The 20,878-nt window shown below is 64.3% G+C and carries 19 protein-coding genes; 10 read left to right on the forward strand and 9 right to left on the reverse strand.

Features of this window, described 5'->3' with window-relative positions; all coding sequences use genetic code 11:
- Window positions 1-210: 210 nt before the first annotated feature.
- On the reverse strand, window positions 211-1,488 hold the full coding sequence (locus FXB40_RS09015; protein ID WP_148771856.1) for a flavin-dependent oxidoreductase: 1,278 nt from the start codon (window positions 1,486-1,488) through the stop codon (window positions 211-213).
- Between the two features lie 141 nt (window positions 1,489-1,629).
- On the opposite strand from FXB40_RS09015, the gene FXB40_RS09020 reads away from it, so the two are divergent.
- Window positions 1,630-2,250, forward strand: a complete 621-nt coding sequence (locus FXB40_RS09020; RefSeq protein WP_148771857.1) for a glutathione S-transferase family protein — start codon at window positions 1,630-1,632, stop codon at window positions 2,248-2,250.
- Between the two features lie 41 nt (window positions 2,251-2,291).
- On the opposite strand, the gene FXB40_RS09025 is transcribed toward FXB40_RS09020, so the two are convergent.
- Window positions 2,292-2,990: an FkbM family methyltransferase gene (locus FXB40_RS09025; protein ID WP_148771858.1), complete on the reverse strand. Its 699-nt coding sequence runs from the start codon at window positions 2,988-2,990 to the stop codon at window positions 2,292-2,294.
- Between the two features lie 90 nt (window positions 2,991-3,080).
- Window positions 3,081-3,995, reverse strand: a complete 915-nt coding sequence (locus FXB40_RS09030) for a LysR family transcriptional regulator (RefSeq protein WP_148771859.1) — start codon at window positions 3,993-3,995, stop codon at window positions 3,081-3,083.
- A 91-nt stretch (window positions 3,996-4,086) separates the two neighbouring features.
- Between FXB40_RS09030 and FXB40_RS09035 the strand changes: the two genes are divergently transcribed.
- The 3 genes from FXB40_RS09035 (at window position 4,087) to FXB40_RS09045 (ending at window position 7,221) form a co-directional block, all read left to right on the forward strand.
- The gene (locus FXB40_RS09035; RefSeq protein ID WP_187436744.1) at window positions 4,087-4,530 is read left to right on the forward strand and encodes a nuclear transport factor 2 family protein; all 444 of its coding nucleotides are present in this window, start codon (window positions 4,087-4,089) and stop codon (window positions 4,528-4,530) included.
- 77 nt (window positions 4,531-4,607) lie between these two features.
- The gene (locus FXB40_RS09040) at window positions 4,608-4,742 is read left to right on the forward strand and encodes a YjiS-like domain-containing protein (RefSeq protein WP_246207480.1); all 135 of its coding nucleotides are present in this window, start codon (window positions 4,608-4,610) and stop codon (window positions 4,740-4,742) included.
- A 469-nt stretch (window positions 4,743-5,211) separates the two neighbouring features.
- Entirely contained in the window at window positions 5,212-7,221 is a 2,010-nt protein-coding gene (locus tag FXB40_RS09045; protein WP_148771861.1) for a methyl-accepting chemotaxis protein, read from the forward strand.
- A gap of 52 nt (window positions 7,222-7,273) precedes the next feature.
- Here the strand turns inward: FXB40_RS09045 and FXB40_RS09050 are convergent, their stop codons facing one another.
- Both FXB40_RS09050 and FXB40_RS09055 read right to left on the reverse strand, forming a co-directional pair.
- Window positions 7,274-7,954 carry a glutathione S-transferase family protein gene (locus FXB40_RS09050; RefSeq protein ID WP_148771862.1) on the reverse strand — a complete coding sequence of 227 codons (681 nt, stop codon included), beginning with the start codon at window positions 7,952-7,954 and terminating at the stop codon, window positions 7,274-7,276.
- A gap of 320 nt (window positions 7,955-8,274) precedes the next feature.
- Window positions 8,275-9,405 (reverse strand): site-specific DNA-methyltransferase, encoded by a 1,131-nt coding sequence (locus FXB40_RS09055; RefSeq protein WP_148771863.1) that lies wholly within the window; start codon window positions 9,403-9,405, stop codon window positions 8,275-8,277.
- A 414-nt stretch (window positions 9,406-9,819) separates the two neighbouring features.
- On the opposite strand from FXB40_RS09055, the gene ypfJ reads away from it, so the two are divergent.
- Window positions 9,820-10,755 (forward strand): KPN_02809 family neutral zinc metallopeptidase, encoded by a 936-nt coding sequence (gene ypfJ / locus FXB40_RS09060; RefSeq protein WP_148771864.1) that lies wholly within the window; start codon window positions 9,820-9,822, stop codon window positions 10,753-10,755.
- Between the two features lie 164 nt (window positions 10,756-10,919).
- Window positions 10,920-11,483 carry a molybdenum cofactor biosynthesis protein B gene (gene moaB, locus FXB40_RS09065; RefSeq protein WP_148771865.1) on the forward strand — a complete coding sequence of 188 codons (564 nt, stop codon included), beginning with the start codon at window positions 10,920-10,922 and terminating at the stop codon, window positions 11,481-11,483.
- Window positions 11,484-11,693: 210 nt separating this feature from the next.
- Here moaB and FXB40_RS09070 read toward each other — a convergent pair whose 3' ends face one another.
- Window positions 11,694-12,623 (reverse strand): bifunctional helix-turn-helix transcriptional regulator/GNAT family N-acetyltransferase, encoded by a 930-nt coding sequence (locus FXB40_RS09070; RefSeq protein WP_148771866.1) that lies wholly within the window; start codon window positions 12,621-12,623, stop codon window positions 11,694-11,696.
- A gap of 62 nt (window positions 12,624-12,685) precedes the next feature.
- Window positions 12,686-13,261, reverse strand: a complete 576-nt coding sequence (locus FXB40_RS09075) for a glycosyltransferase family protein (RefSeq protein WP_148771867.1) — start codon at window positions 13,259-13,261, stop codon at window positions 12,686-12,688.
- A 302-nt stretch (window positions 13,262-13,563) separates the two neighbouring features.
- On the opposite strand from FXB40_RS09075, the gene FXB40_RS09080 reads away from it, so the two are divergent.
- Window positions 13,564-14,403: an RMD1 family protein gene (locus tag FXB40_RS09080; RefSeq protein WP_148771868.1), complete on the forward strand. Its 840-nt coding sequence runs from the start codon at window positions 13,564-13,566 to the stop codon at window positions 14,401-14,403.
- A gap of 132 nt (window positions 14,404-14,535) precedes the next feature.
- Here FXB40_RS09080 and FXB40_RS09085 read toward each other — a convergent pair whose 3' ends face one another.
- On the reverse strand, window positions 14,536-15,735 hold the full coding sequence (locus tag FXB40_RS09085; RefSeq protein WP_148771932.1) for an acetate/propionate family kinase: 1,200 nt from the start codon (window positions 15,733-15,735) through the stop codon (window positions 14,536-14,538).
- A 4-nt stretch (window positions 15,736-15,739) separates the two neighbouring features.
- The gene (locus tag FXB40_RS09090) at window positions 15,740-18,127 is read right to left on the reverse strand and encodes a phosphoketolase family protein (RefSeq protein WP_187436751.1); all 2,388 of its coding nucleotides are present in this window, start codon (window positions 18,125-18,127) and stop codon (window positions 15,740-15,742) included.
- Window positions 18,128-18,337: 210 nt separating this feature from the next.
- Here FXB40_RS09090 and FXB40_RS09095 point away from each other — a divergent pair, with 210 nt between their 5' ends.
- The 3 genes from FXB40_RS09095 to rnhB all read left to right on the forward strand — a co-directional run bounded on the left by FXB40_RS09095 (window position 18,338) and on the right by rnhB (window position 20,807).
- Window positions 18,338-19,498, forward strand: a complete 1,161-nt coding sequence (locus FXB40_RS09095) for a PA0069 family radical SAM protein (protein ID WP_148771870.1) — start codon at window positions 18,338-18,340, stop codon at window positions 19,496-19,498.
- Window positions 19,499-19,522: 24 nt separating this feature from the next.
- A complete protein-coding gene (locus tag FXB40_RS09100; RefSeq protein ID WP_148771871.1) occupies window positions 19,523-19,978 on the forward strand; it encodes a VOC family protein in 456 nt (151 codons plus the stop codon).
- 73 nt (window positions 19,979-20,051) lie between these two features.
- Window positions 20,052-20,807, forward strand: a complete 756-nt coding sequence (rnhB, locus tag FXB40_RS09105; protein WP_148771872.1) for a ribonuclease HII — start codon at window positions 20,052-20,054, stop codon at window positions 20,805-20,807.
- Window positions 20,808-20,878: the final 71 nt, after the last annotated feature.

The raw sequence follows: 20,878 nt of genomic DNA on the forward strand, positions 1-20,878 counted from the left end.
CGAGCCGCGCACTCCGCTTCCCTTCTCCCCTTGCTTGCGGGAGAAGTTGGCGCGTAGCGCCGGATGAGGGGTATCTCTCCGCGAATTCAGAGCCAGTTGGACTCGCGGAGACATACCCCTCACCCAAGCGAGCTCGTGTCTACCAGCGGAGCTGCCCTCTCCCGCAAGGGGCGAGGGCGCATTAACGCGCATCTCGTTTCTTGTGAGCGCTCACGCCCTCGCGCGCGCATTCCCGCTTACGATCGGCGGCTTCGCGTTCAGCGCCTCCACCTGGAATCCCGCAACGCGTTTGTAGTTCGCGGCGACATCTTCCAGCTCCTTTTGCGACAGCACGTCGGTGACGACGTCGTAACCGCTGGGCGCGCGTTCCTCGACGAGCTGCATCACCTGCTCCGGACCGTTCTTGCGGTTGAGCAGCACGAGGTCGGTGGTCGCAGGCCGCCGCTCGGCCTCGTAGGCGAGCAGTGCCGCAGTGGTAGGACCATGCGCTAAAATCTCGCGGGTGATGGTGCGGGCATCGAGGATCGCCTGCGAGGCGCCGTTCGAGCCGATCGGGTACATCGGATGCGCGGCATCGCCCATCAGCGTGACCTTGCCAAAGGTCCATTGCGACACCGGGTCGCGGTCGACCAGCGGATATTCATAGGCGTGCGGGCAGTTCCTGATCAGGCCGGGCACGTCGAGCCAGTCGAACTGCCAGCTCTCGAACCACGGCAGGAACTCGTCCAGCCGCGCGGTGCGGTTATAGTCTTCGCGGCGCCACTGATAGGTCGGCGGCATGTGGCGCTCGGCGACCCAGTTGATCTGATGGTTGCCAGCGGCATCCGGTTCTTTCGAGATCGGATAGCAGACGAATTTCAGGATCTCGTGGCCGGCCATGATCATGGTGCGGCCGGTGAGGAAGGCTTTTGACGGCGTCACGCCGCGCCAGAGGATGCGACCGTTCCAGATCGGCGGGCCCTCTTGCGGATAGAGCTTTTCTCGCGCAGCGGAATGGATCCCGTCGGCGGCGACCATGATGGCGCCGTCGTAAGTCCCGGCCGGTTTGCCGGTCGCCCTGTCGATGAACTCGGCGCGCACGCCGTTGGCCGTCTCGGTCCAGCCGGTCAGATGATGGCTGGTCAAGATGTTGTCGCGGCCGAGCCGCTCGATTGCGGTGTCGAGCAGGAGTTGCTGGAGCGTGCCGCGATGGATCGAGAATTGCGGCCATTTGTAGCCGGCTTCCAGCCCGCGCGGTTCGCTCCAGATCGGCTTGCCGTGCTTGGAGAAATAGGCGAGCTCGCGGGTGCGCACGCCGCTGGCGTCGAGCTTGTCCATGAGCCCAAGCTCGATCAGCTCGCGCACCGCATGCGGCAGCACGTTGATGCCGACGCCGAGCGGCTTCAGTTCCGCGACGCTCTCGAACACTTTCACGGGAACGCCGATCCCGTGCAGGCTGAGCGCAAGCGTCAGCCCGCCGATGCCGCCGCCGGCGATGAGTACCGTCATGACCTAACCCCTCCGGTTGCGGGCGTCTTGGCATAGGCGGGCGGCGGTGGGCAACTGCGAAGAGCAAAAGCACTGAGAACGCCGTGCTATGGACCTGGCGGCCCGCAGCCGCTAATTTCCAATTTTCCCATGAGGTCCGACATGCTCAAGCTCTACTACGCCACCGGCACCTGCGCGCTCGCCACCTACATGACCCTGGAGGAGGCCGGCGCCGACTACACGGCTGAACGGCTGAGCTTCAAGGATAATCAGCAGAACAGCCCGGACTACCTCGCGATCAATCCGAAGGGCCGCGTGCCGGCGCTGGTGACCGATCGCGGCGTCCTCACCGAGACGCCTGCGATGCTGGCCTACATCGCGCAGACCTTCCCCAAGGCGAAGCTCGCGCCGCTCGACGATCCCTTCGACTTCGCCCAGGTGCAGTCGTTCAACTCCTATCTCTGCTCGACCGCGCACATCAACCATGCCCACAAGATGCGCGGCGCGCGCTGGGCGACGCAGGAGAGCTCGTTCGCCGACATGAAGGCGATGGTGCCGAAGACCATGGCAGCCTGCTTCTCCTTGATCGAGCAGAAGATGTTCAGGGGACCCTGGGTGATGGGCGACCAGTTCACGATCTGCGATCCCTACCTCCACACGCTCTCGCACTGGCTCGAAGGCGACAGCGTCGACATCAACGCCACGCCGAAGATCGCCGATCATTTCAAGCGCATGTCGGATCGGCCGGCCGTGCGCAAGGTGATGGACGCCCAGAAGGCGTGAGGTCTCGCTGGATTGTAGGGCGGCCGACCGGCCTTACGAAGCTAGGGCGGAGTGCCCCACAGTTCACGTTCTCCGGCCGGCTCGATCCGATAGCCATGCTGCTTCAAGATGGCCGGCGCCTGTTCGAAGGCGCCGTCGTGCAGGGCGAGGAAGATCGTGCTCTTGTGCTCGGACAAGAGCCGCGCCGCACCCGTGAGAGCCAGCGTCTCGGCGCCCTCGATATCCATCTTGATCAGGTCCGGGGTCGGAAAGTCGTCGAGGCGGACCGTCCTGACCGGCGTTCCGGTTTCTGAAATTTTCCCCATGTAGCCGTATTTGCCGACATCATCGTTGGTACGGAAAAACGTCTCGCCGTTGCGGTCAGTGACTGCCGCCTCGATCACCTCGACGTTCTTGACGTCGTTGAGCTCGAGATGCTTGCGAAGCCTTGCCGCATTGGCAGGGTTCGCTTCGAACGCAAGGACACGGCCTTGGGGTCCGACAAGCCTGGAAAGCATCAGGGTGTAGTATCCGGCATGCGCGCCGACATCGAAGGCCGTCATGCCTGGTTTCACGCGAGCGGCGATCGCCCTGGCATGATCGCTTTCATATGTTCCGAGCCAGCAACTCTGGTTGCCGGCCCCGACGACCCATTTCAGGCCTCGGTTCGGTCCGGTGAGCACCGGCATGACGGACGATGGCGAAACCAGCTTGAACGGAAGGCGGATCAACCATCCAAGTGGTTGGTGCGGGTCCAGCATGCTGTCGATCCCTTCGGTTCCTGTGGCTGGCTCATTAAAGGCCCTGAGGGCTTGTTTCAAGTCGAGCGCCTTGCGACGCCGCTGCGGTGCTCATCGTTTGTGTTTCTCTAGCTCCCGTCCCGTCTCCAGCATCAGTCGCCGCAGCCAGATCGAGCCCGGATCCATCTGCGCCCGCGTCGGATAGAACATGAACTGCTCGTCGATCCCGGGATCGAGCGGCGGCGTCATCGTGACGAGCCCGAGCTGTTTCGACAGCGCCGCGATCAGCCGGCGCGGCACGAAGGCGACGAGGTCGGTGCGGGCGGCAACGTGCAGCGCTTCGCGATAGCCTGACACCACCAGCGAGATGTGCCGCTCAATGCCCCTAGGTCGGAGCCAGGTGTCGATCAGATCCTCGCTGTTGCCGCGGATGATCACGCCGACATGGCGCGCGGCGAGGAACGCGTCGCGACGCTTCAGCTTGACGCCGGCGGGATGGCCGCGCCGCACCGCCAGCGCGTCGCTGTCGGTGTAGAGCAACTGGCGATGAAAGCCCTTGAAGGCGTTGCCGATCGAGATCACGAGATCGATGGTGCGGGCGAACTCGGCGTGGAAGATCGCCGGGCCCCGCCATGGTACGACGTCGATGCGGACGTTGGGCGCAAGGCGCGTCACCTTCTCCATCAAAGGCGGCATCAGAAGCTCGACCGCGAGATCCGGCATCATCAGGCGGAACGGCCGCTCGCTGCGCGCTGCATCGAATTCGTCCCGCACGAACAGCCCGCGCACCTGGTCGAGCGCCTGCGCCAGCGGCGCGCGTAACGCTTGCGCCCGCGGCGTCAGCTCCATCCGCGCGCCGGTGCGCACCAGCAGCGGGTCACCGAAGATGTCGCGTAGGCGTTGCAGCGCGTGGCTGGTGGCCGGCTGCGACAGGCCGATCCGCATCGCCGCGCGGCTGACATTGGCCTCGCGCAGCAGCGCATCGAGCGCGGCCAATAGATTGAGATCGAGCGAATTCAAATTCATGAGGTGAATAGATATCATATCCGCTATCGATTTGAAGAATTACCGCCGGGCGGCGATGTTCTCCATGTTGCCACCAAACGGAGATGCCGCCATGAGCGCGAGCGCCAACAAGAAACTGATGCAGGATATTTTCGCCGCCGCTGCCAACCCCGATCCGGCGGTGCGCGACCGATCGTTGTTCGCCGCAAGCCTTGCCGACGACGCCAAATGGATCGTCACCGGCCAGTATTCCTGGTCGCGCACGTTCACCGGGAGAGAGGCGATCCTCAACGATCTGCACGGCTATGTGCGCACCCGCCTGCGCGAGCGGACGCGCACGGTCGCCGAGCGCTTCATTGCCGATGGCGACATCGTCGTGGTGGAGGCCAAGGGCGACAACATCACGCCCGAGGGCGTCCGCTACGACAATGACTATTGCCTCGTGTTTCGGATCGAGGACGGCAAGATCAAGGAGATCCGGGAGTACTGCGACTCGGTCCTGACCGAGAAGGCGCTCGGACCGTTTCCGCAGACGCCGGTGAGGGCCGCGAGCTGAGTGCATTGAGCGGCGTCACGTCCGCCTGTCCGCGGCGGCCTGCAATGGTCCTGCGGGCCTGGCGGGCGCTGGTCGAGATGGTGCGTCTCAGGCGGGAGCGGTCCCGGGACCGCTATCAACTCGCCGCCATGACCGAACGGGAGCTTGGGGATTGCGGGATCACCCGGGCGGAGATCGAGTACGAGCTCCATAAGCCCCGGCGGCGGAGATAGAGGGGAGGCGAGGCGTATTGCCTCTCCTCCCATTTTTCCGGTAACCGCGGAACCTTCGGATTCCACATGGCGGCGGAAGTCATCCTGCTCGATCTCGGGGCGCGACATGTCGACACGGCCGATGGTGTAGAAGCCGTACACGCTGAAAGCGGTCGAGAACGCGCTCGGCAAATTTGCCGCAGGCGGCGGCCTGACAAACGATCATCGCCGCGCCTTTTGCAGCGATCTGCATACGCTTGCGGGCCGCGCGCCAAAACCTTGCGCAAATGCCGCTAATATCAGCAGGCTTCGTGCGGGGCTTTGGAGACATGCGCGAAAAATCAGAAGGTTCAATTAAGAAGTGTCCCGCATTGTATCGCGGTGCAGCGTGAGTCGCCGAAGAGGTGACGCGCGGCTGCTGGGGTGGCCGTGACGATTGCCGGAGTTGTGCGTCCGCCTGAATTCACATGCATCCGGGTGGACAGTGGGAATGCCGAGCTTTCGTTTGCGGATCCGGGGCCGTCTCTATGCCGGCTTCATGGCGCTGGTCGTGGTTGGTCTCGTGATGGCGGTGGTGGCCATCTGGAATTTGCGGTCCGTGCAGGACCAGGTCGCGAAGGCCTCGGCATTTTCGGACAGCACGGCGCGGGTGCTGGAGATCTCGACCCATCTCCAGGCGATCCAGCGGGCCAATCTGCGCTACATCTACGACGCCAACGAGTCCGCGATGCGGGAGGCCTCGGAGCGGGAGACCGCGGCGACCGAGCTGCTGCAGGTCGGTGCCAAAGGGACGCTCTCCGAGGAGCGGCGCAAGCTCTACAACGATCTGATCGCCGACATCGCGAAGATGAAGACCCTGCGCGACAATCTCGGCGACGCCGTCAACGAGGCGCGGACCGGCAAGGCGACGCTGCTGCCGAGCGGCGACGAGCTGACCGTCAAGATGAACAAGCTGAGCGATGTGGCGCGCGCAGCCGTCGACGAGGACACCGCGTCCCTCGTCGCAGACCTCGAATCCCGGCTGCTGCTCGTTCAGATCGCAAACTGGCGTTTCCTGGCGTTGCGCGACACCAAGGGTCCCGCCAACTTCAGGACCAATGTGGACAGGGCGTCGCAGCGGCTTGCCGCGCTCGAAAAGAGCCCGCAGGCGACGGAATTGCGCGCCACGCTCGCGCCGGTGAAGTCCTCGCTCGGAATCTACAAATCCGCATTCGAGACCACGTCGGCCGCGATGCTCCAGGCCGACGAGATCTACCACAAGAGCCTTGCGCCGCTCATCGTCGACAGCATCGCCAAGCTCAAAGTCGCCGAGACCGCACTCAAGAAGGACTACAAGGATTCCCGCAGCCAGGCTGAGGCCACGATCGACGGCACGACGTCGATGCAGGAGATCGTGGGCGGGGTGGCCACCCTGTTCGGATTGATCGTGGCTGTCCTGATCGCCCGCAGCATCGTCGGGCCCTTGACCTCGATGACGCGGGCGATGGGGCTGCTCGCCGGCGGCGATCTCGCGGTCGAGATCCCCTCGCGCGGCAAGGCCGATGAGATCGGCGACATGGCCAAGGCGATCCAGGTGTTCAAGGACAACATGATCGACACCGAGCGGATGCGCCACGAGCAAACCGAGATCGAGGCGCGGCAGGCCGAGGACCGCAAGAAGGACATGGTCCGGCTCGCCGACCAGTTCGAGCAGGCGGTCGGCGAGATCGTGGACACCGTGTCGTCGGCATCGAACGAGCTCGAGGCCTCCGCCGGCACGCTGACCACGACAGCGACGCGCGCCCAGGATCTGTCGACGGAAGTCGCCTCCGCGTCGCAGGAGGCTTCGTCCAACGTCCAGGCCGTGGCGTCTGCCACCGAAGAGCTATCGTCCTCGGTCAGTGAGATCGCGCGTCAGGTCCAGGAATCCGCCCGCATTGCTGGCGAAGCTGTGGGGCAGGTGACAAAGACCAACGCCCGCGTCAGCGAGCTCTCCAAGGCGGCTGCCCGGATTGGCGACGTGGTCGAGCTGATCAGCACCATCGCCGGCCAGACCAATCTGCTGGCGCTCAACGCCACCATCGAGGCGGCGCGCGCAGGCGAAGCCGGCCGCGGCTTTGCCGTGGTGGCGTCCGAGGTCAAGGCGCTGGCCGAGCAGACCGCAAAAGCCACGGGCGAGATCGCCCAGCAGGTCTCCGGCATTCAGGCCGCGACCGAGGAATCCGTCGGTTCGATCCGGGAGATCAGCGGCACCATCGAGCGGCTGTCGGAAATCTCATCGACGGTTGCCGCCGCCGTGGAGGAGCAGGGCGCCGCCACGCAGGAAATCTCGCGCAACGTCCAGCAGGCCGCCCACGGCACCCAACGCGTCTCGACCAATATCGGCGACGTCCAGCGCGGCGCTTCGGACACCGGCTCGGCCTCGTCGCAGGTGCTGTCGGCGGCGCGTTCGCTGTCGGCCGACAGCAACCGGCTGAAGCAGGAAGTCGCAAAATTCCTGAGCTCGGTCCACGCTGCCTAAAAAGCAAAAGGCCACGCGCATGCGCGTGGCCTTCAATCGCGACGCGGTGTGATCAGGCCACTTTCGTCGTCATGTGCCCGAACATGTTGCGGCGGGCGTCGTCATCCATCTCGGCCTTGAAGGTGAACTTGTCCTTCAGCGCGATCGCGCGGCTAGCTGCCGGCCGCGCCGAAATCTCGTCGATCAGCCGCTTCACATTCGGGTAGCGCGCAAAAGCGTCGTCGCCGAGCTTGAACGGCACCATCCGCGCCCAGCCCCACAGCGCCATGTCGACGATCGAATAGCTGTCGCCGACCATGTAGCTGCGGCCTTTGAGGTGACCGTCGAGAATCTTGTAATGGCGATCGGTCTCGTACTGATAGCGGTTATGGGCGTAGTCGTGGTTCTGGTCCTTCGGCGCAAAATGCTTGAAGTGCACGGCCTGACCCGAATACGGCCCGACGCCGGTGGCGACGAACATCAGCCAGGACAGCAGCTCGGCGCGGTTCGCGGGCAGGAATTGTCCGGTCTTCTCGGCGAGATAGAGCAGGATCGCGTTCGAGTCGAACACGATCGTGCCGTTGTCGTCGATCGCCGGCACCTTGGCGTTCGGATTGATCTTCAGAAACTCCGGCGCGAACTGCTCGCCCTTGCGGGTGTCGATCTTCACCGGCTCGAACGGCAGGCCGGCCTCTTCGAGGAACAGCGCGACCTTGGTCGGGTTCGGCGATCCGTTGAAATAGAATTTGAGCATCGGGCGTCTCCCAAATGTTGGTGCAAGGGGTGGTGCAAGTGTTGGTGGCCGAGAGCGGACGCAGCATCATTGCCGCGCGGCGGCCTTCTCTTGCCTGAAGAGCAGCTGGTCGCACAAGGGATGTGATTGACAGGTGGTGGCTGCGCCAGGCGCAGACCCGCCGGCGTAACAAAGGCCGTTCGCCATCGTACGTACCACGGCCTCCGATGCCGTAGGGTGGGCAAAGCGTCAGCGTGCCCACCAATTCCATCGATTTCTTGGAGAGATGGTGGGCACGGCGCTTCGCGCCTTTGCCCGCCCTACGAGAGCGCAGGGCGCGGCTATTCCACCGCCATGCCCGCGCGGATCTCGGCGCGGAGCTCATCGATCAGCTTGAGACCCTTCTTGGTCTCGACGTGCCAGAAGGTCCAGCCGTTGCAGGCCTGCGCGCCCTGCGCCACCGCGCCCATGCGGTGGATCGAGCCGACCTTGTCGCCGAACATGATGGCGCCGTCGGCACGGACCAGCGCGCCAAGCTTCTTCTTGGCGTCGAACAGTTTTGTGCCGGGCATGATCATGCCGCGCTCGATCAGCTCGGAGAACGCCACGCGCGGTGCTTCGCGCGCGGTCATGAACGGGGCGAGGCTCTCTTCCGGCAGTGGCTCGACCGCGGCGATGCGCGCGGCAGCGGCCTTCGCGTAGGTCTTGTCGCGCTCGAAGCCGATATAGGAGCGGCCGAGGCGTTTGGCGACGGCGCCGGTGGTGCCGGTGCCGTTGAAGGGATCGATCACGAGATCGCCGGGCTTCGACGACGACAGCAGCACGCGTGCGAGCAGACCTTCCGGCTTCTGCGTCGGATGCACCTTCTTGCCGTCGGCGCCCTTGAGGCGCTCCTCGCCGGTGCAGAGCGGGATCAGCCAGTCGGAACGTGCCTGCACGTCCTCGTTGGCCGCCTTCAGTGTTTCGTAATTGAAGGTGTAGCCCTTGGCCTTTTCATCACGCGCGGCCCAGATCATGGTCTCGTGCGCGTTGGTGAAGCGGCGGCCACGGAAATTTGGCATCGGGTTGGTCTTGCGCCAGACGATGTCGTTCAGGAGCCAGAAGCCGAGGTCCTGCATGATCGCGCCGACGCGGAAGATGTTGTGATAGGAGCCGATCACCCAGATCGTCGCCGACGGCTTCATCGCACGGCGCGCGGCCAGCAGCCAGGCGCGGGTGAAATCGTCATAGGCGGAGAATGAATCGAACTTGTCCCAGTCGTCATTGACGGCATCGACATGGGATTCGTCGGGGCGCTTGAGATCGCCCTTGAGCTGGAGATTGTAGGGCGGATCGGCGAACACCAGATCTACGCTACCTGCTTGAAGCTTCGACATCTCGGCGACGCAATCACCGAGAATGATGCTGTGCGAAGCGGACTCAAAATTTGTGCGGGGCGCCCTTGCAGACGCCCCGCGACGCGACACTACCATGACTCAAGAACTCTGACTCAGGCGACGCTGTCGGCGACGCGGGACCAAACAACCGACTGACCGTTACAATGAAGCGGCAAAGTAAAAATCGACTTAACCCGCCGCTTTCGTGAGCAGACCGGCCATCGTGCGTGGCGCGCGAGTCGCTGTGCGCATTTGCCGTGTTTTGCAGTGTGTTTCGCGTTTCTTCGCGTTGCGGGAGTGGCTGGAGCTGCAAAAGACTCCAAATTTCTCTCGGAAAAAAATGCTTGGCCCTCGGAAAAAATTGCTGGCGTCGCACGCTGTCGCACTAGGCAATAATTGCCGAGCGGGATATTGATTAACGCAATGGAAATTTTACGTCTGTGGTGCGTTGAGGGTTTCGCGTTTCCGCGTACCTACGCCATGCAATCGACGACCTGAGGGAAGCCCGCCATGCGCTACGATGATTTCCGCCGCAGCGACGACGTCGAGGATCGTCGCGACGACAGTGGCGGCGGTGGGGGCGGCGGCGGGTTTGGCCTGCCGATGGGCGGTGGCGGCCTCGGCATCGGCACCATCATCGTGCTGGGCCTGGTCGGCTATGCTTTCGGCATCGATCCGCGCATCCTGATCGGCGGCGCCGAGATCCTCACCGGTGGCGGCCAGGCGCCGAGCTACCAGAGCGACCGTCCGTCTTCCCAGGCCAAGCGCGGCGCGCCGACCGACGAGATGGGCAGCATGATCTCCGGCATCCTCGGTGAGATCGACGATCGCTGGAGCGAGATCTTCCAGGCCAGCGGCCAGTCCTACACCGGCCCGAAGGTCGTGCTGTTCCGCAACGCCACCAATGGCGGCCGCTGCGGGCGGGCCGAGTCGGCGATGGGCCCGTTCTACTGCCCGCCGGACCGTACCATCTTCCTCGACACCGGCTTCTTCCGCGAGGTCGAGACGCGCTTCCGCGGCTGCTCCGGCAAGTCCGCGTGCAATTTCACCACCGCCTATATCATCGCGCATGAGGCCGGCCACCACATCCAGAACCTGCTCGGCATCATTCCGAAGGTGACGCGGCTGCAGCAGCAGGCCGGCAGCAAGGCCGAGTCGAACGCGCTTCAGGTGAAGGTCGAATTGCAGGCCGACTGTCTGTCCGGCGTCTGGGTCAATCGCGAGGCGAAGAAGCGTCCGAACTTCCTCGAAGCCGGCGATATCGATGCCGCCTTGACCACGGCGAGCGCGATCGGCGACGATACGCTGCAGCGTCAGGCCACGGGGCGCGTCGTGCCCGATTCCTTCACCCACGGCTCGGCCGCGCAGCGCAAGCAGTGGTTCATGACCGGCTATCAGCAGGGCAATCTGCAGGCGTGTAATACGTTCGGCGGCGGCGGGCCGTAGTCTAGTTGTAGCGTCATCCTGAGGTGCTCGCCCTTGCGAGCCTCGAAGGATGGCGGTTCCCCGGCCCATCCTTCGAGGCGCGCTAGGGCGCGCACCTCCCGAGCGAACGCAAAATGCGTTCGTCCGGGGATGACGTCGGTGGGTGGGAAAGAAGGTGCGTTGCAATGGCCTCCATCGACGAAACCAAACAATTCATCCCGCTCAACATCGCGGTGCTCACCGTCTCTGACACACGGGCGCTCGCCGATGACAAGTCCGGCCAGACGCTTGTCGATCGCCTTACAGCAGCCGGCCATCATCTCGCCGCGCGCGAGATCGTCACCGATGACGTCGAGGCCATCCGCGCCGTGATCCGCCGCTGGGTTGCAGATGCCGGCGTCGACGTCGTCATCACCACCGGGGGCACGGGTTTTACCGGGCGCGACGTCACGCCGGAGGCGATCGAGCCGTTGTTCGAGAAGCGCATGGACGGCTTCTCGATCGCCTTCCACATGCTGAGCCATGCCAAGATCGGCGCCTCGACGATCCAGAGCCGCGCCACCGCAGGCGTAACGGGTGCCACCTATATCTTCTGCCTGCCAGGTTCGCCCGGCGCCTGCCGTGACGGCTGGGACGGCATTCTTGCTGCGCAACTCGACTACCGCACGCGCCCCTGCAATTTCGTCGAGATCATGCCGCGGCTGGACGAGCACCTGCGCAGGCCGAAGGCGCAGGGCGCGACGGTGTGATCGCGGACAGTCTCGTAGGGTGGGCAAAGCGAAGCGTGCCCACGACTTCTGATCGGTGGGCACGGCGCTAGCGCGCCTTTGCCCACCCATACGATTCCAGACTCGCGGAGATATACCCCTCACCCAAGTGAGGCTGTGTCCGCCAGCGTCGCTGCCCTCTCCCGCAAGGGGCGAGGGCACTATAATGCGCATCTGTACCGCGCCACGCAGCTACAGATCCCGCTCCCAGGTCTCGCCAACCAGATCGGCACCGAAGCTGTGGTGCTTCTCTTCTTTCACCAGCTTGAATCCTGCGCTCTGGTAGATGCCGCGCGCGGCGACCAGAATGCTCTGCGTCCATAGCGTCATGCGGCGATAGCCTCGCTCGCGCGCGCCTTGTATGCATTGCTCGACCAGCGCGCGGCCGACACCGAGCCCGCGCGCTTTCTTCTCCACCTGCAACAGGCGGAGTTTTGCGATCTCGTCCGTGGCCTTGACCAGAAAGATCGAGCCGACCGGCTCGCCACCGACTTCCGCGATCCAGCAGTGCTCGCGCGCGGCGTCGTAGTTCTTGATGAACTGTGCACAGATCTCGGCGACCAGCGCTTCGTAGCTGATGTCCCAGTTGTAGTCCGCAGCATAGGCGGCGCCCTGCCGGGAGATGACCCAGCCCATGTCGCCGATGCGATGGCTGCGCAGCACGACGGAAGCGGGCTGGCTCTGGCGTTGCTCCAGCACGTTCTCGATGGTTGCCATGGCCTGCGTGAGCCGCGTTGCATCGTCGGCCGAAAGCTGAGCCAGCATTGCGGTGACCTCGTTTTGCGAGCTCAGGCTCAGCTTGGCGAAAGTCTGCCGGCCCTTGGCGGTGAGGCTGAGCTGGTATTGCCTGCGATCTGCCGGCAGCGGCCTTCGTGTGATCAGTCCCTTCTCGTCAAAGCTTTGGACGATGCGGCTAAGATAGCCGGGATCGAGACCGAGCTCGTTTCCGATCTCTTTTGCCGCGAGGTCGTCGCGATGCGCGAGCTCGTAGAGCACGCGGGCTTCGCTGAGCGAAAACGGACTGTTTCCCAGGTGCTGGTCGAGCACGCCGAGCTTGCGGGTATAGAAGCGGTTGAAGGCACGAACCGCTGCGATCTGGTCATCGGTACCGTCGAATGGCATGGCACACCCCAATAATTGCCATTGTCAAATAATTATTTGACTTTGGCAAGTATTAGGCAGCCTCACGCGACCATGACGATCCGGCTTCGCAACATTGTCCGGGAGGAGCGGCCGAGCCGCCTGAGCAGCCTCGCCTCGGACCGGCGGGCCTGGGGCGGATAGCCGCCGATCCGGTCGTAATGATCCCGTGCGATCAAAAGCCCCTGATCACCGAGGGGGCCGACCAGCTTGCGTGCCACGGACCACAGGACGTCGCGGAAGCCGGTATCGGCGTAAGGCGAACGGGCATAGCGGAACACGGCCGCACGATCCCGGCCGCTGGCTGCGACGGCCTGGATGAACTGGGTGGTCTCCTCGATCCAGCCGGTGTCCAGCACCGCGCCGGCAGGGAGGAACATCAGCCAGGGCGAACGGGCCTGGAGCGCGCCGGCGGCCAGCGCTTCACCTTGCGAAGATCCCTCGCAGCCGATGAAACGGCAGCCGGCGACGTCGGCAACGCGCTCGATGACGCCGTTGCTTGTGCCGTCGACCAGCAGAACTTCCTTGATAACGCCCGCCGCGGCACCGGGGACCAGCGCGGCCAGGGTTGCGACCGCGGTCTGCTCGACGCCTTCGGTCGGAATGATGACGCTCAGCATGATTGAGACTTCGATGTCCGCAATTCGGGAGAAGCGTAACTCGTTATGATGTTGTCATAAACACGCTGCGCTGCCGAGTGCAACTTTTCGGCTGCGCCGCGGCGTGCGATGGTAAACCGGCTCGCGCCCGTCGCAGCCGAATATGTCGTGCCCAGGGTACCCATCTTGCCGAAAGTTTCGGCGAATTTGGGTGTCGTGAGCGCCAAACGGGGCGTTTCTCTGCCGATATCATCGGTGACTGCGCTGTTCCCGTGCGATGGGAAAAACGAGCAATCGCCATTGCGCAAAGCGAGATGTGTCCAATGAACGCCGATCAACTTCCCATGGGCGCGACGCCGATATCGCCGAAGCCGGATGCTGCGCCGACCTTGCGGATCCGCGCCGTGATGCTGGGGGAACGCATCAATCCATCGGGGCTCGAGATCGGCTCCCTGGTGTCCTCGACGCCGGCTGCCTTCCGCGTTCATGGCGGCCTTGCCGTGATCTTCCGCTACGGCGTCGTGGTGCTGATCGGGCTGTTGCCGTCGGAGGAGAAGGTTCTCATCGACAGTCTCAAGTCGCGCGTGACCGGTGAGCTCAGCCCCTATGAGGAGGAGACCGCGCAGGCGCAGCTTTGCCACGACGAAAACGCCGAGGCGATCCAGCCGGGCGGGCCGATCAACCTCTCCAAGTTTTCCGACGAGCGGCTGCTGCTGATCGCGGACGCACTCGCCAAGAGCACGTCGCTGGCGCGCGACGAGCGCCGCGTCGCTGCGGTGTTCGACGTCATCGAGCCTTTTGCGCGCGAACTCGCCGAGAAAGGCCGGACGTCGCGGCGGCGCAAGGGCATCCTGCAGCTCATCGGCAACGCACTGCTCGTCCAGCAGCGCGTCGCCGGCCGCGTCGCGGTTGCCGAAAAACCCGACGCGCTCTGGGAAAAGCCGCAGCTCGACCGGCTCTATGCGCGTCTCGAAGACGAGTACGAGCTGAAGGAGCGTCTCGACACGCTCGATCGCAAGCTCACGGTCATCGCGGAGACGGCCGATGCGCTGACCGACATCATCGACACACAGCGCTCGCTGCGGCTCGAGATTGCGGTGGTGGTGCTGATCGTGATCGAGGTCGCGATCGGGTGCATCCAGATTTTTGCCGGCATTCACTGAGCGCTGAGCTGCGTTGCCGCGCCTTATATCTCCGCGAGCTCAGTATCGTAGGGTGGGCAAAGGCGCACTTGCGCCGTGCCCACCACCGGTCCAGTATTGCAAAAAGTGGTGGGCTCGCTTCGCTTCGCCACCCTACGATACTGTCTCCATAGCTCGCAGCACGGCAACGCAATGCCGTGCGATCGTGAGTTCTTCATTGGTCGAGATAACGAACACATCCACGGCGCTGTCGCTCGAGCCGATGCGCTCGCGCGTCCCGTCATTTGCGGCGGGGTCGATGCGCACGCCGAGCCAGGCAAGACGTTCGCCGATTGCGCTACGGATTTCCTTGGCATGCTCGCCGATGCCGCCGGTGAAAACGAGGCAATCGAGCCCCTGTAGTGTGTTCGCCATCACCGCGATCTCCTGCGCCGCGCGGAAGGTAAAGAGATCGACCGCTTCCCGCGCCGAAGCCTCGCGGCTTGCAAGCAGCGTGCGCATGTCCGCGGAGATGTCGGAGACGCCGAGCAGGCCGGACTCGTGATAGAGCAGGTGCTGCAAATCCTCGACGGTCATTTTCGCGTGCTGCAACAGGTAGAGCAGCACGCCGGGATCGATGGTGCCGCAGCGCGTGCCCATCACCAGGCCGTCGAGCGGCGTCAGTCCCATCGTGGTGTCGACGCTGCGGCCGTCGCGAAATGCGCAGAGGCTCGCGCCATTGCCGAGATGGGCGATGACGGTGCGCTTGGCTGCAAGCTCCGGCGCGATCCCGGCGAGCCGGCCCGCGACATATTCGAACGACAGCCCGTGAAAGCCGTAGCGTCGCAGGCCGCGCGTCTCATAGCGCCGCGGGATCGCGAAGCGGCTCGCGGGCGGGGCAACGCCGTGGTGGAAGGCAGTGTCGAAACAGGCGATCTGCGTCAGGTCGGGCTTGATCGTTCTTAAGGGATAGACCGGCGCGAGGCACCGCGGCTGATGCAATGGCGCCAGCGGCGTGAGTGCCTTCAGCTTCGCGTAGACCTCTTCAGTCAATTCGACTGGACCTGAATAGTCCGGACCGCCATGAACGATGCGGTGACCCACGGCGCGCAAGCGGCCTTGGCCAAAGCGGTCCTCGATGAAGCCGAGCACATCGGCGAACAGGTGGCCGCCGTCCGCATCCGACGCCTCCCTTTGCTGCTCGAACAAGTCCTCACCACTCGGGCTTTTCACGACGAGCCGAGGCTTCGCCTCATGCTCGTCGAGCAGGCCCTTGCAGAGCAAAACAGGTTCGGCCGCCGAGATCTCGAACAGGCCGAACTTGATGCTCGAAGAGCCGGCATTGAGGACGAGGACCGCGTCGGAAGCCGGCACCACGTCAACCTTCCTTGCCCGGCCATGCCCAGTCGCGGATCGCCGGCATATCCTCGCCATGTTCGCGCACGTAAGCCGAATGTTCGATCAGCGTGTCGCGGAATTGCTGCTTCACATGTGCGGCCCTGGTCGCAAGCCCCGGCACGCGCTCGATCGCCTCGATCGCGAGGTGAAAGCGGTCGAGCTCGTTGAGCACGACCATGTCGAACGGCGTCGTCGTGGTGCCTTCTTCGATGAAGCCACGCACATGCAGGCCGGCATGGTTAGTGCGGTTATAGGTCAGGCGATGGATCAAGGCAGGATAGCCGTGATAGGCGAAGATCACGGGCTTGTCGCGCGTGAACAGGCTGTCGAAATCGCGATCGCTGATGCCGTGAGGATGCCGCTCCTTCGGTTGCAGCGTCATGAGATCGACGACGTTGACGACGCGGATATTGAGTTCGGGCAGCGCCTTGTGCAGGAGGTCGACCGCGGCGAGCGTTTCCAGCGTCGGCACGTCACCGGCGCAGGCCATCACCACGTCGGGCTCGCTGTCCGCGTCTTCCGTGCCCGCCCAGGTCCAGATGCCGATGCCGGCATCGCAATGGGTGGCCGCTGCCTCCATCGACAGCCATTGTGGCGCCGGCTGCTTGCCGGCAACGATCACGTTGACGCGGTCATAGGTGCGCAAGCAGTGGTCGGCGATCCATAGAAGTGTATTGGCATCAGGAGGAAAATAGATGCGGACGATGTCGGCCTTCTTGTTCGCGACTAAGTCGACAAAGCCGGGATCCTGATGGCTGAAGCCGTTATGATCCTGCCGCCAGACATGCGAGGTCAGGAGATAGTTGAGTGAGGCGATCGGGCGCCGCCATGGCAGGTGTCGCGTCACCTTCAGCCATTTGGCGTGCTGGTTGAACATGGAATCCACAATGTGGATGAAGGCCTCGTAGCAGGAGAAGAAGCCGTGTCGTCCCGTGAGCAGATAGCCTTCCAGCCAGCCCTGGCAGAGATGCTCGCTCAGCACCTCCATCACGCGGCCGTCCTGCGCGAGATGCACGTCGTAGGATTCGATCGGCTCCATCCAGACCCGTTCGGTGGCGTCGAATACAGCGTCGAGCCGGTTTGAGGCGGTCTCGTCCGGACCCATGATGCGGAAGTTGCGCTCTTGCGCGTTGAGCCGGATGACATCGCGCAGGAACTTGCCAAGCTCACGCGTCGCTTCTCCCGTGACGCCGCCGGGCTGTGGCACCTCGATTGCAAAACTGCGGAAGTCCGGCAGCTTCAGCTCCTTCTTCAGGAGGCCGCCATTGGCGTGCGGATTGGTGCCCATGCGGCGTTCGCCTGCGGGCGCCAGCGCCTGCAGTCCGGGGATGAGCGTACCGTTCGCATCGAACAGCTTGTCCGGCTCGTAGCTGCGCATCCAGTCTTCGAGAATCTTCAGATGCGCCGGATTCTCGCGGCAGCCCGCGACCGGCACCTGATGCGCGCGCCAAAAACCTTCGACCTTCTTGCCGTCGACTTCCTTCGGGCCGGTCCAGCCCTTCGGGCTGCGCAGCACGATCATCGGCCAGCGCGGTCGCTCGACGCTCTTGCGACCGTCGCGGGCGTGTTGCTGGATCGAGCGGATGCTGGCGAGCGCGACGTCGAGCGCGTCCGCCATGGCCCGGTGCATCAATTTGGGATCGTCGCCCTCGACGAACAGCGGCTCGTGGCCGAGCCCGCGGAAGAGATCGCGGATCTCGCTGTCGGGCATCCGGCCGAGCACGGTCGGGTTGGCGATCTTGTAGCCGTTGAGATGCAGGATCGGCAGTACCGCGCCGTCATGGGTGGGGTTGAGGAACTTGTTGGAGTGCCAGGACGCCGCGAGCGGACCGGTCTCGGCCTCGCCATCGCCGACGACGCAGGCGACGATCAGGTCGGGATTGTCGAATGCCGCGCCATAGGCGTGCACCAGCGCATAGCCGAGCTCGCCGCCTTCGTGGATCGAGCCCGGCGTTTCCGGCGCCGCATGGCTCGGGATGCCGCCGGGGAAGGAGAACTGCCTGAACAGCTTGCGCAATCCGTCCGCATCGCGCGCGATGTTGGGATAGATCTCGCTGTAGCTGCCTTCGAGATACGTGTTGGCGACCATGCCCGGGCCGCCATGGCCGGGACCGCAGACATAGATCACGTCGAGGTCCTGCGCGCGAATGACGCGGTTGAGGTGCGCGTAGATGAAGTTCAGCCCCGGCGTCGTGCCCCAATGGCCGAGCAGACGCGGCTTGATGTGCTCGGGCCGCAGCGGCTCGCGCAGCAGCGGATTGTCGAGCAGATAGATTTGCCCGACGGAGAGGTAGTTCGCAGCGCGCCAGTAGCGATCGAGGAGATCGAGGTCGCTGCTCGCCGCACGCGATTGTTGTTGATTTGTCATATTCATGCCGACCTTCACCGGGGATCGTCACCAACCGAGTTCCGGCGAGATCGATCCTTCAGCCGCATCAAACGGGATCGAGGTCACGCGGTGTTGCGTGAGGTCAAAGGTCAGCGCGTGAACTTTGGGCAGCGCTACTGTGCATGGGGTTGTTTTCGCGTTTTTCGTTCTTGTTCTTGATTTGTTCCTTTGACGTGCTATCTTGGCTTCATGAGTCCAGCTTCTTCTGCTCTCAAGCACCCGCCGGTCACGGCGCCCTCCGAGCCGGCGGGTGCGCCTTCTGATTTCCCCGAGCTTGGCGTCGCCATCGACCGCGTGCGCAGGCGAGGGCGGGGCGCACAGTCCAACGCCAGCGGCCGCTTTGAGGCCGAGGCGCGCGTCGCCTTCGATGACGGTTGGCAGAGCCTGGAAGAGCTGCCGCCGTTCAAGACGACGGTCGGCGTGGACACCTCGCGCAAGGTGATCACCCGCAACGATTCTCCCGACATCGGCTTCGACCGCTCGATCAATCCCTATCGTGGTTGCGAGCACGGTTGCGTCTACTGCTTCGCGCGGCCGACGCACGCCTATCTCGGCCTGTCGCCGGGGCTCGACTTCGAGTCAAAGCTGTTCGTCAAGCCCGACGCGCCGGCGCTGCTCGAGAAGGAGCTTGCCGCTGCCGGCTACGAGCCGCGGATGATCGCGATCGGCACCAACACCGATCCCTATCAGCCGATCGAGCGCGAGCGCAAAATCATGCGCGGCATTCTCGAAGTGCTGGAGCGCGCCGGCCATCCCGTCGGCATCGTCACCAAATCCGCGCTGGTCGTGCGCGACATCGACATTCTCGCGCGCATGGCCAAGCGCAACCTCGCCAAGGTCGCGATCTCGGTGACCTCACTCGACCCAAAACTCGCGCGCACCATGGAGCCGAGGGCCTCGACGCCGCCGAAGCGGCTGGAGGCGCTCAAGCAGCTCTCGGACGCCGGCATTCCGACCACCGTGATGGTCGCGCCCGTGATCCCCGCGCTGAACGATTCCGAGATCGAGCGCATTCTCGATGCGGCCGCGCATGCCGGCGTCAAGGAAGCCTCCTACGTGCTGCTGCGGCTGCCGCTCGAGGTGCGCGATCTCTTCCGCGAATGGCTGATGGCGAACTATCCGGACCGCTACCGTCACGTCTTCACGCTGATCCGCGACATGCGCGGCGGCCGCGACTACGATGCCAAATGGGGCGAGCGGATGAAGGGCACGGGACCGATGGCCTGGACCATCGGCCGCCGCTTCGAGATCGCCTGCGACCGGCTCGGGCTCAACAAGCGTCGCGCGAAACTGACCACGGATCATTTTGCGCGGCCGAAACAGCATGGCGAGCAGCTCAGCCTGTTCTAGGGCGCGGAGCGAACGAGGTGTGTGATGAGTAAGGAACTTACGCCGCCGGTGCCGCGGCTCACGGTGATCACGCTTGGTGTCAGCGACATCCGCACCAGCATCGCATTCTACGTTGCGCTCGGATTTTCGCGCCGGCTGAAGGCGACGGGTGAGGCCGTTGCGTTCTTCGACACCGGCGGTCCGGTGCTCGGCCTGTTTCCCTGGGACCAACTCGCAGCCGACGCCAAGCTGGCGGACCAGCCGAGGCCAGCGACCTTCCGCGGCGTCACGCTCGCCTGGAACTGCGCGACGCGCGAGGAGGTCGATGCGGTGCTGGCGTTTGCCGTCGGCAAGGGCGCTGCGCTGCTAAAGGCCGCACACGAGACCGATTACGGTGGCTACTCCGGCTACTTCGCCGATCCCGACGGTCATCCCTGGGAGGTCGTCGTCGCCCCCGGCATCGAGGTCGGTAACGACCGGCGAGTGCATCTGGCGGAGTAGGGTTGCCTGAATAACGGGAATTGCGCGGGGTTCCCGGTTGCGCGAGCGGGTCGGCTTGCGCACGATCCCGGCCATGATTCGGGACAAGTCCGCCAAGACACCAATTAAGGCAACGCCACCGAAGGCAAGCTTTCGCCGCGAGCGCGCGTTGATCAAGCGTGGCGTCTGGCCGATCGCAGGCTGTGACGAGGCCGGCCGTGGGCCGCTCGCCGGCCCCGTGGTGGCGGCCGCGGTGATTCTCGACCCCGACCGCATTCCGCGCGGCATCGACGATTCCAAGCGGCTGACGGCGGAAGAGCGCGAGAAGCTTTTCGACAAGATCTGCGCGACCGCGCAGGTCTCGGTCGTCGTCGCCTCGCGCGCGCGCATCGACCGCGACAATATCCTGCGCGCCTCGCTGTGGGCGTTGAAGCGCGCGGTGGTCGCATTGCCCGAGGCGCCCAGGCACGTGTTCGTCGACGGCCGCGACCGGCTCGATACGCCTTGCGACTGCGAGGCCGTGATCGGCGGCGACGGTATCGTGCTGTCGATTGCGGCCGCCTCCATCGTCGCCAAGGTGACGCGCGACCGGCTGATGTGCGCGCTGGCGCAGGATTGTCCCGGCTACGGTTTCGAGCAGCACAAGGGCTACGGCGTGCCCGAGCATCTCGACGCGCTCAACCGTCTCGGCCCCACCGTCCATCACCGCAGCTTCTTCGCCCCCGTCGCCGCCGCCCGCGCCAAGCACATGCCCTGGACCGTCGAACCGGTGCGGGACCTGTTCGCGGTCACCGAGGTCGAGGTGCAGGTGGAGACCACAGTTGAAATCGATGCTTCGGCAGGCCTCTAGCGTAGACTGTCGTTGCCACGACGCGTGGCGCCCTTTATCAAAACAGGCTTGAGCGAATAGGGCCGGCTGGA

Origin of the sequence: Bradyrhizobium rifense (genome assembly GCF_008123425.1) — a bacterium.
GTDB classification, from domain to species: domain Bacteria; phylum Pseudomonadota; class Alphaproteobacteria; order Rhizobiales; family Xanthobacteraceae; genus Bradyrhizobium; species Bradyrhizobium rifense.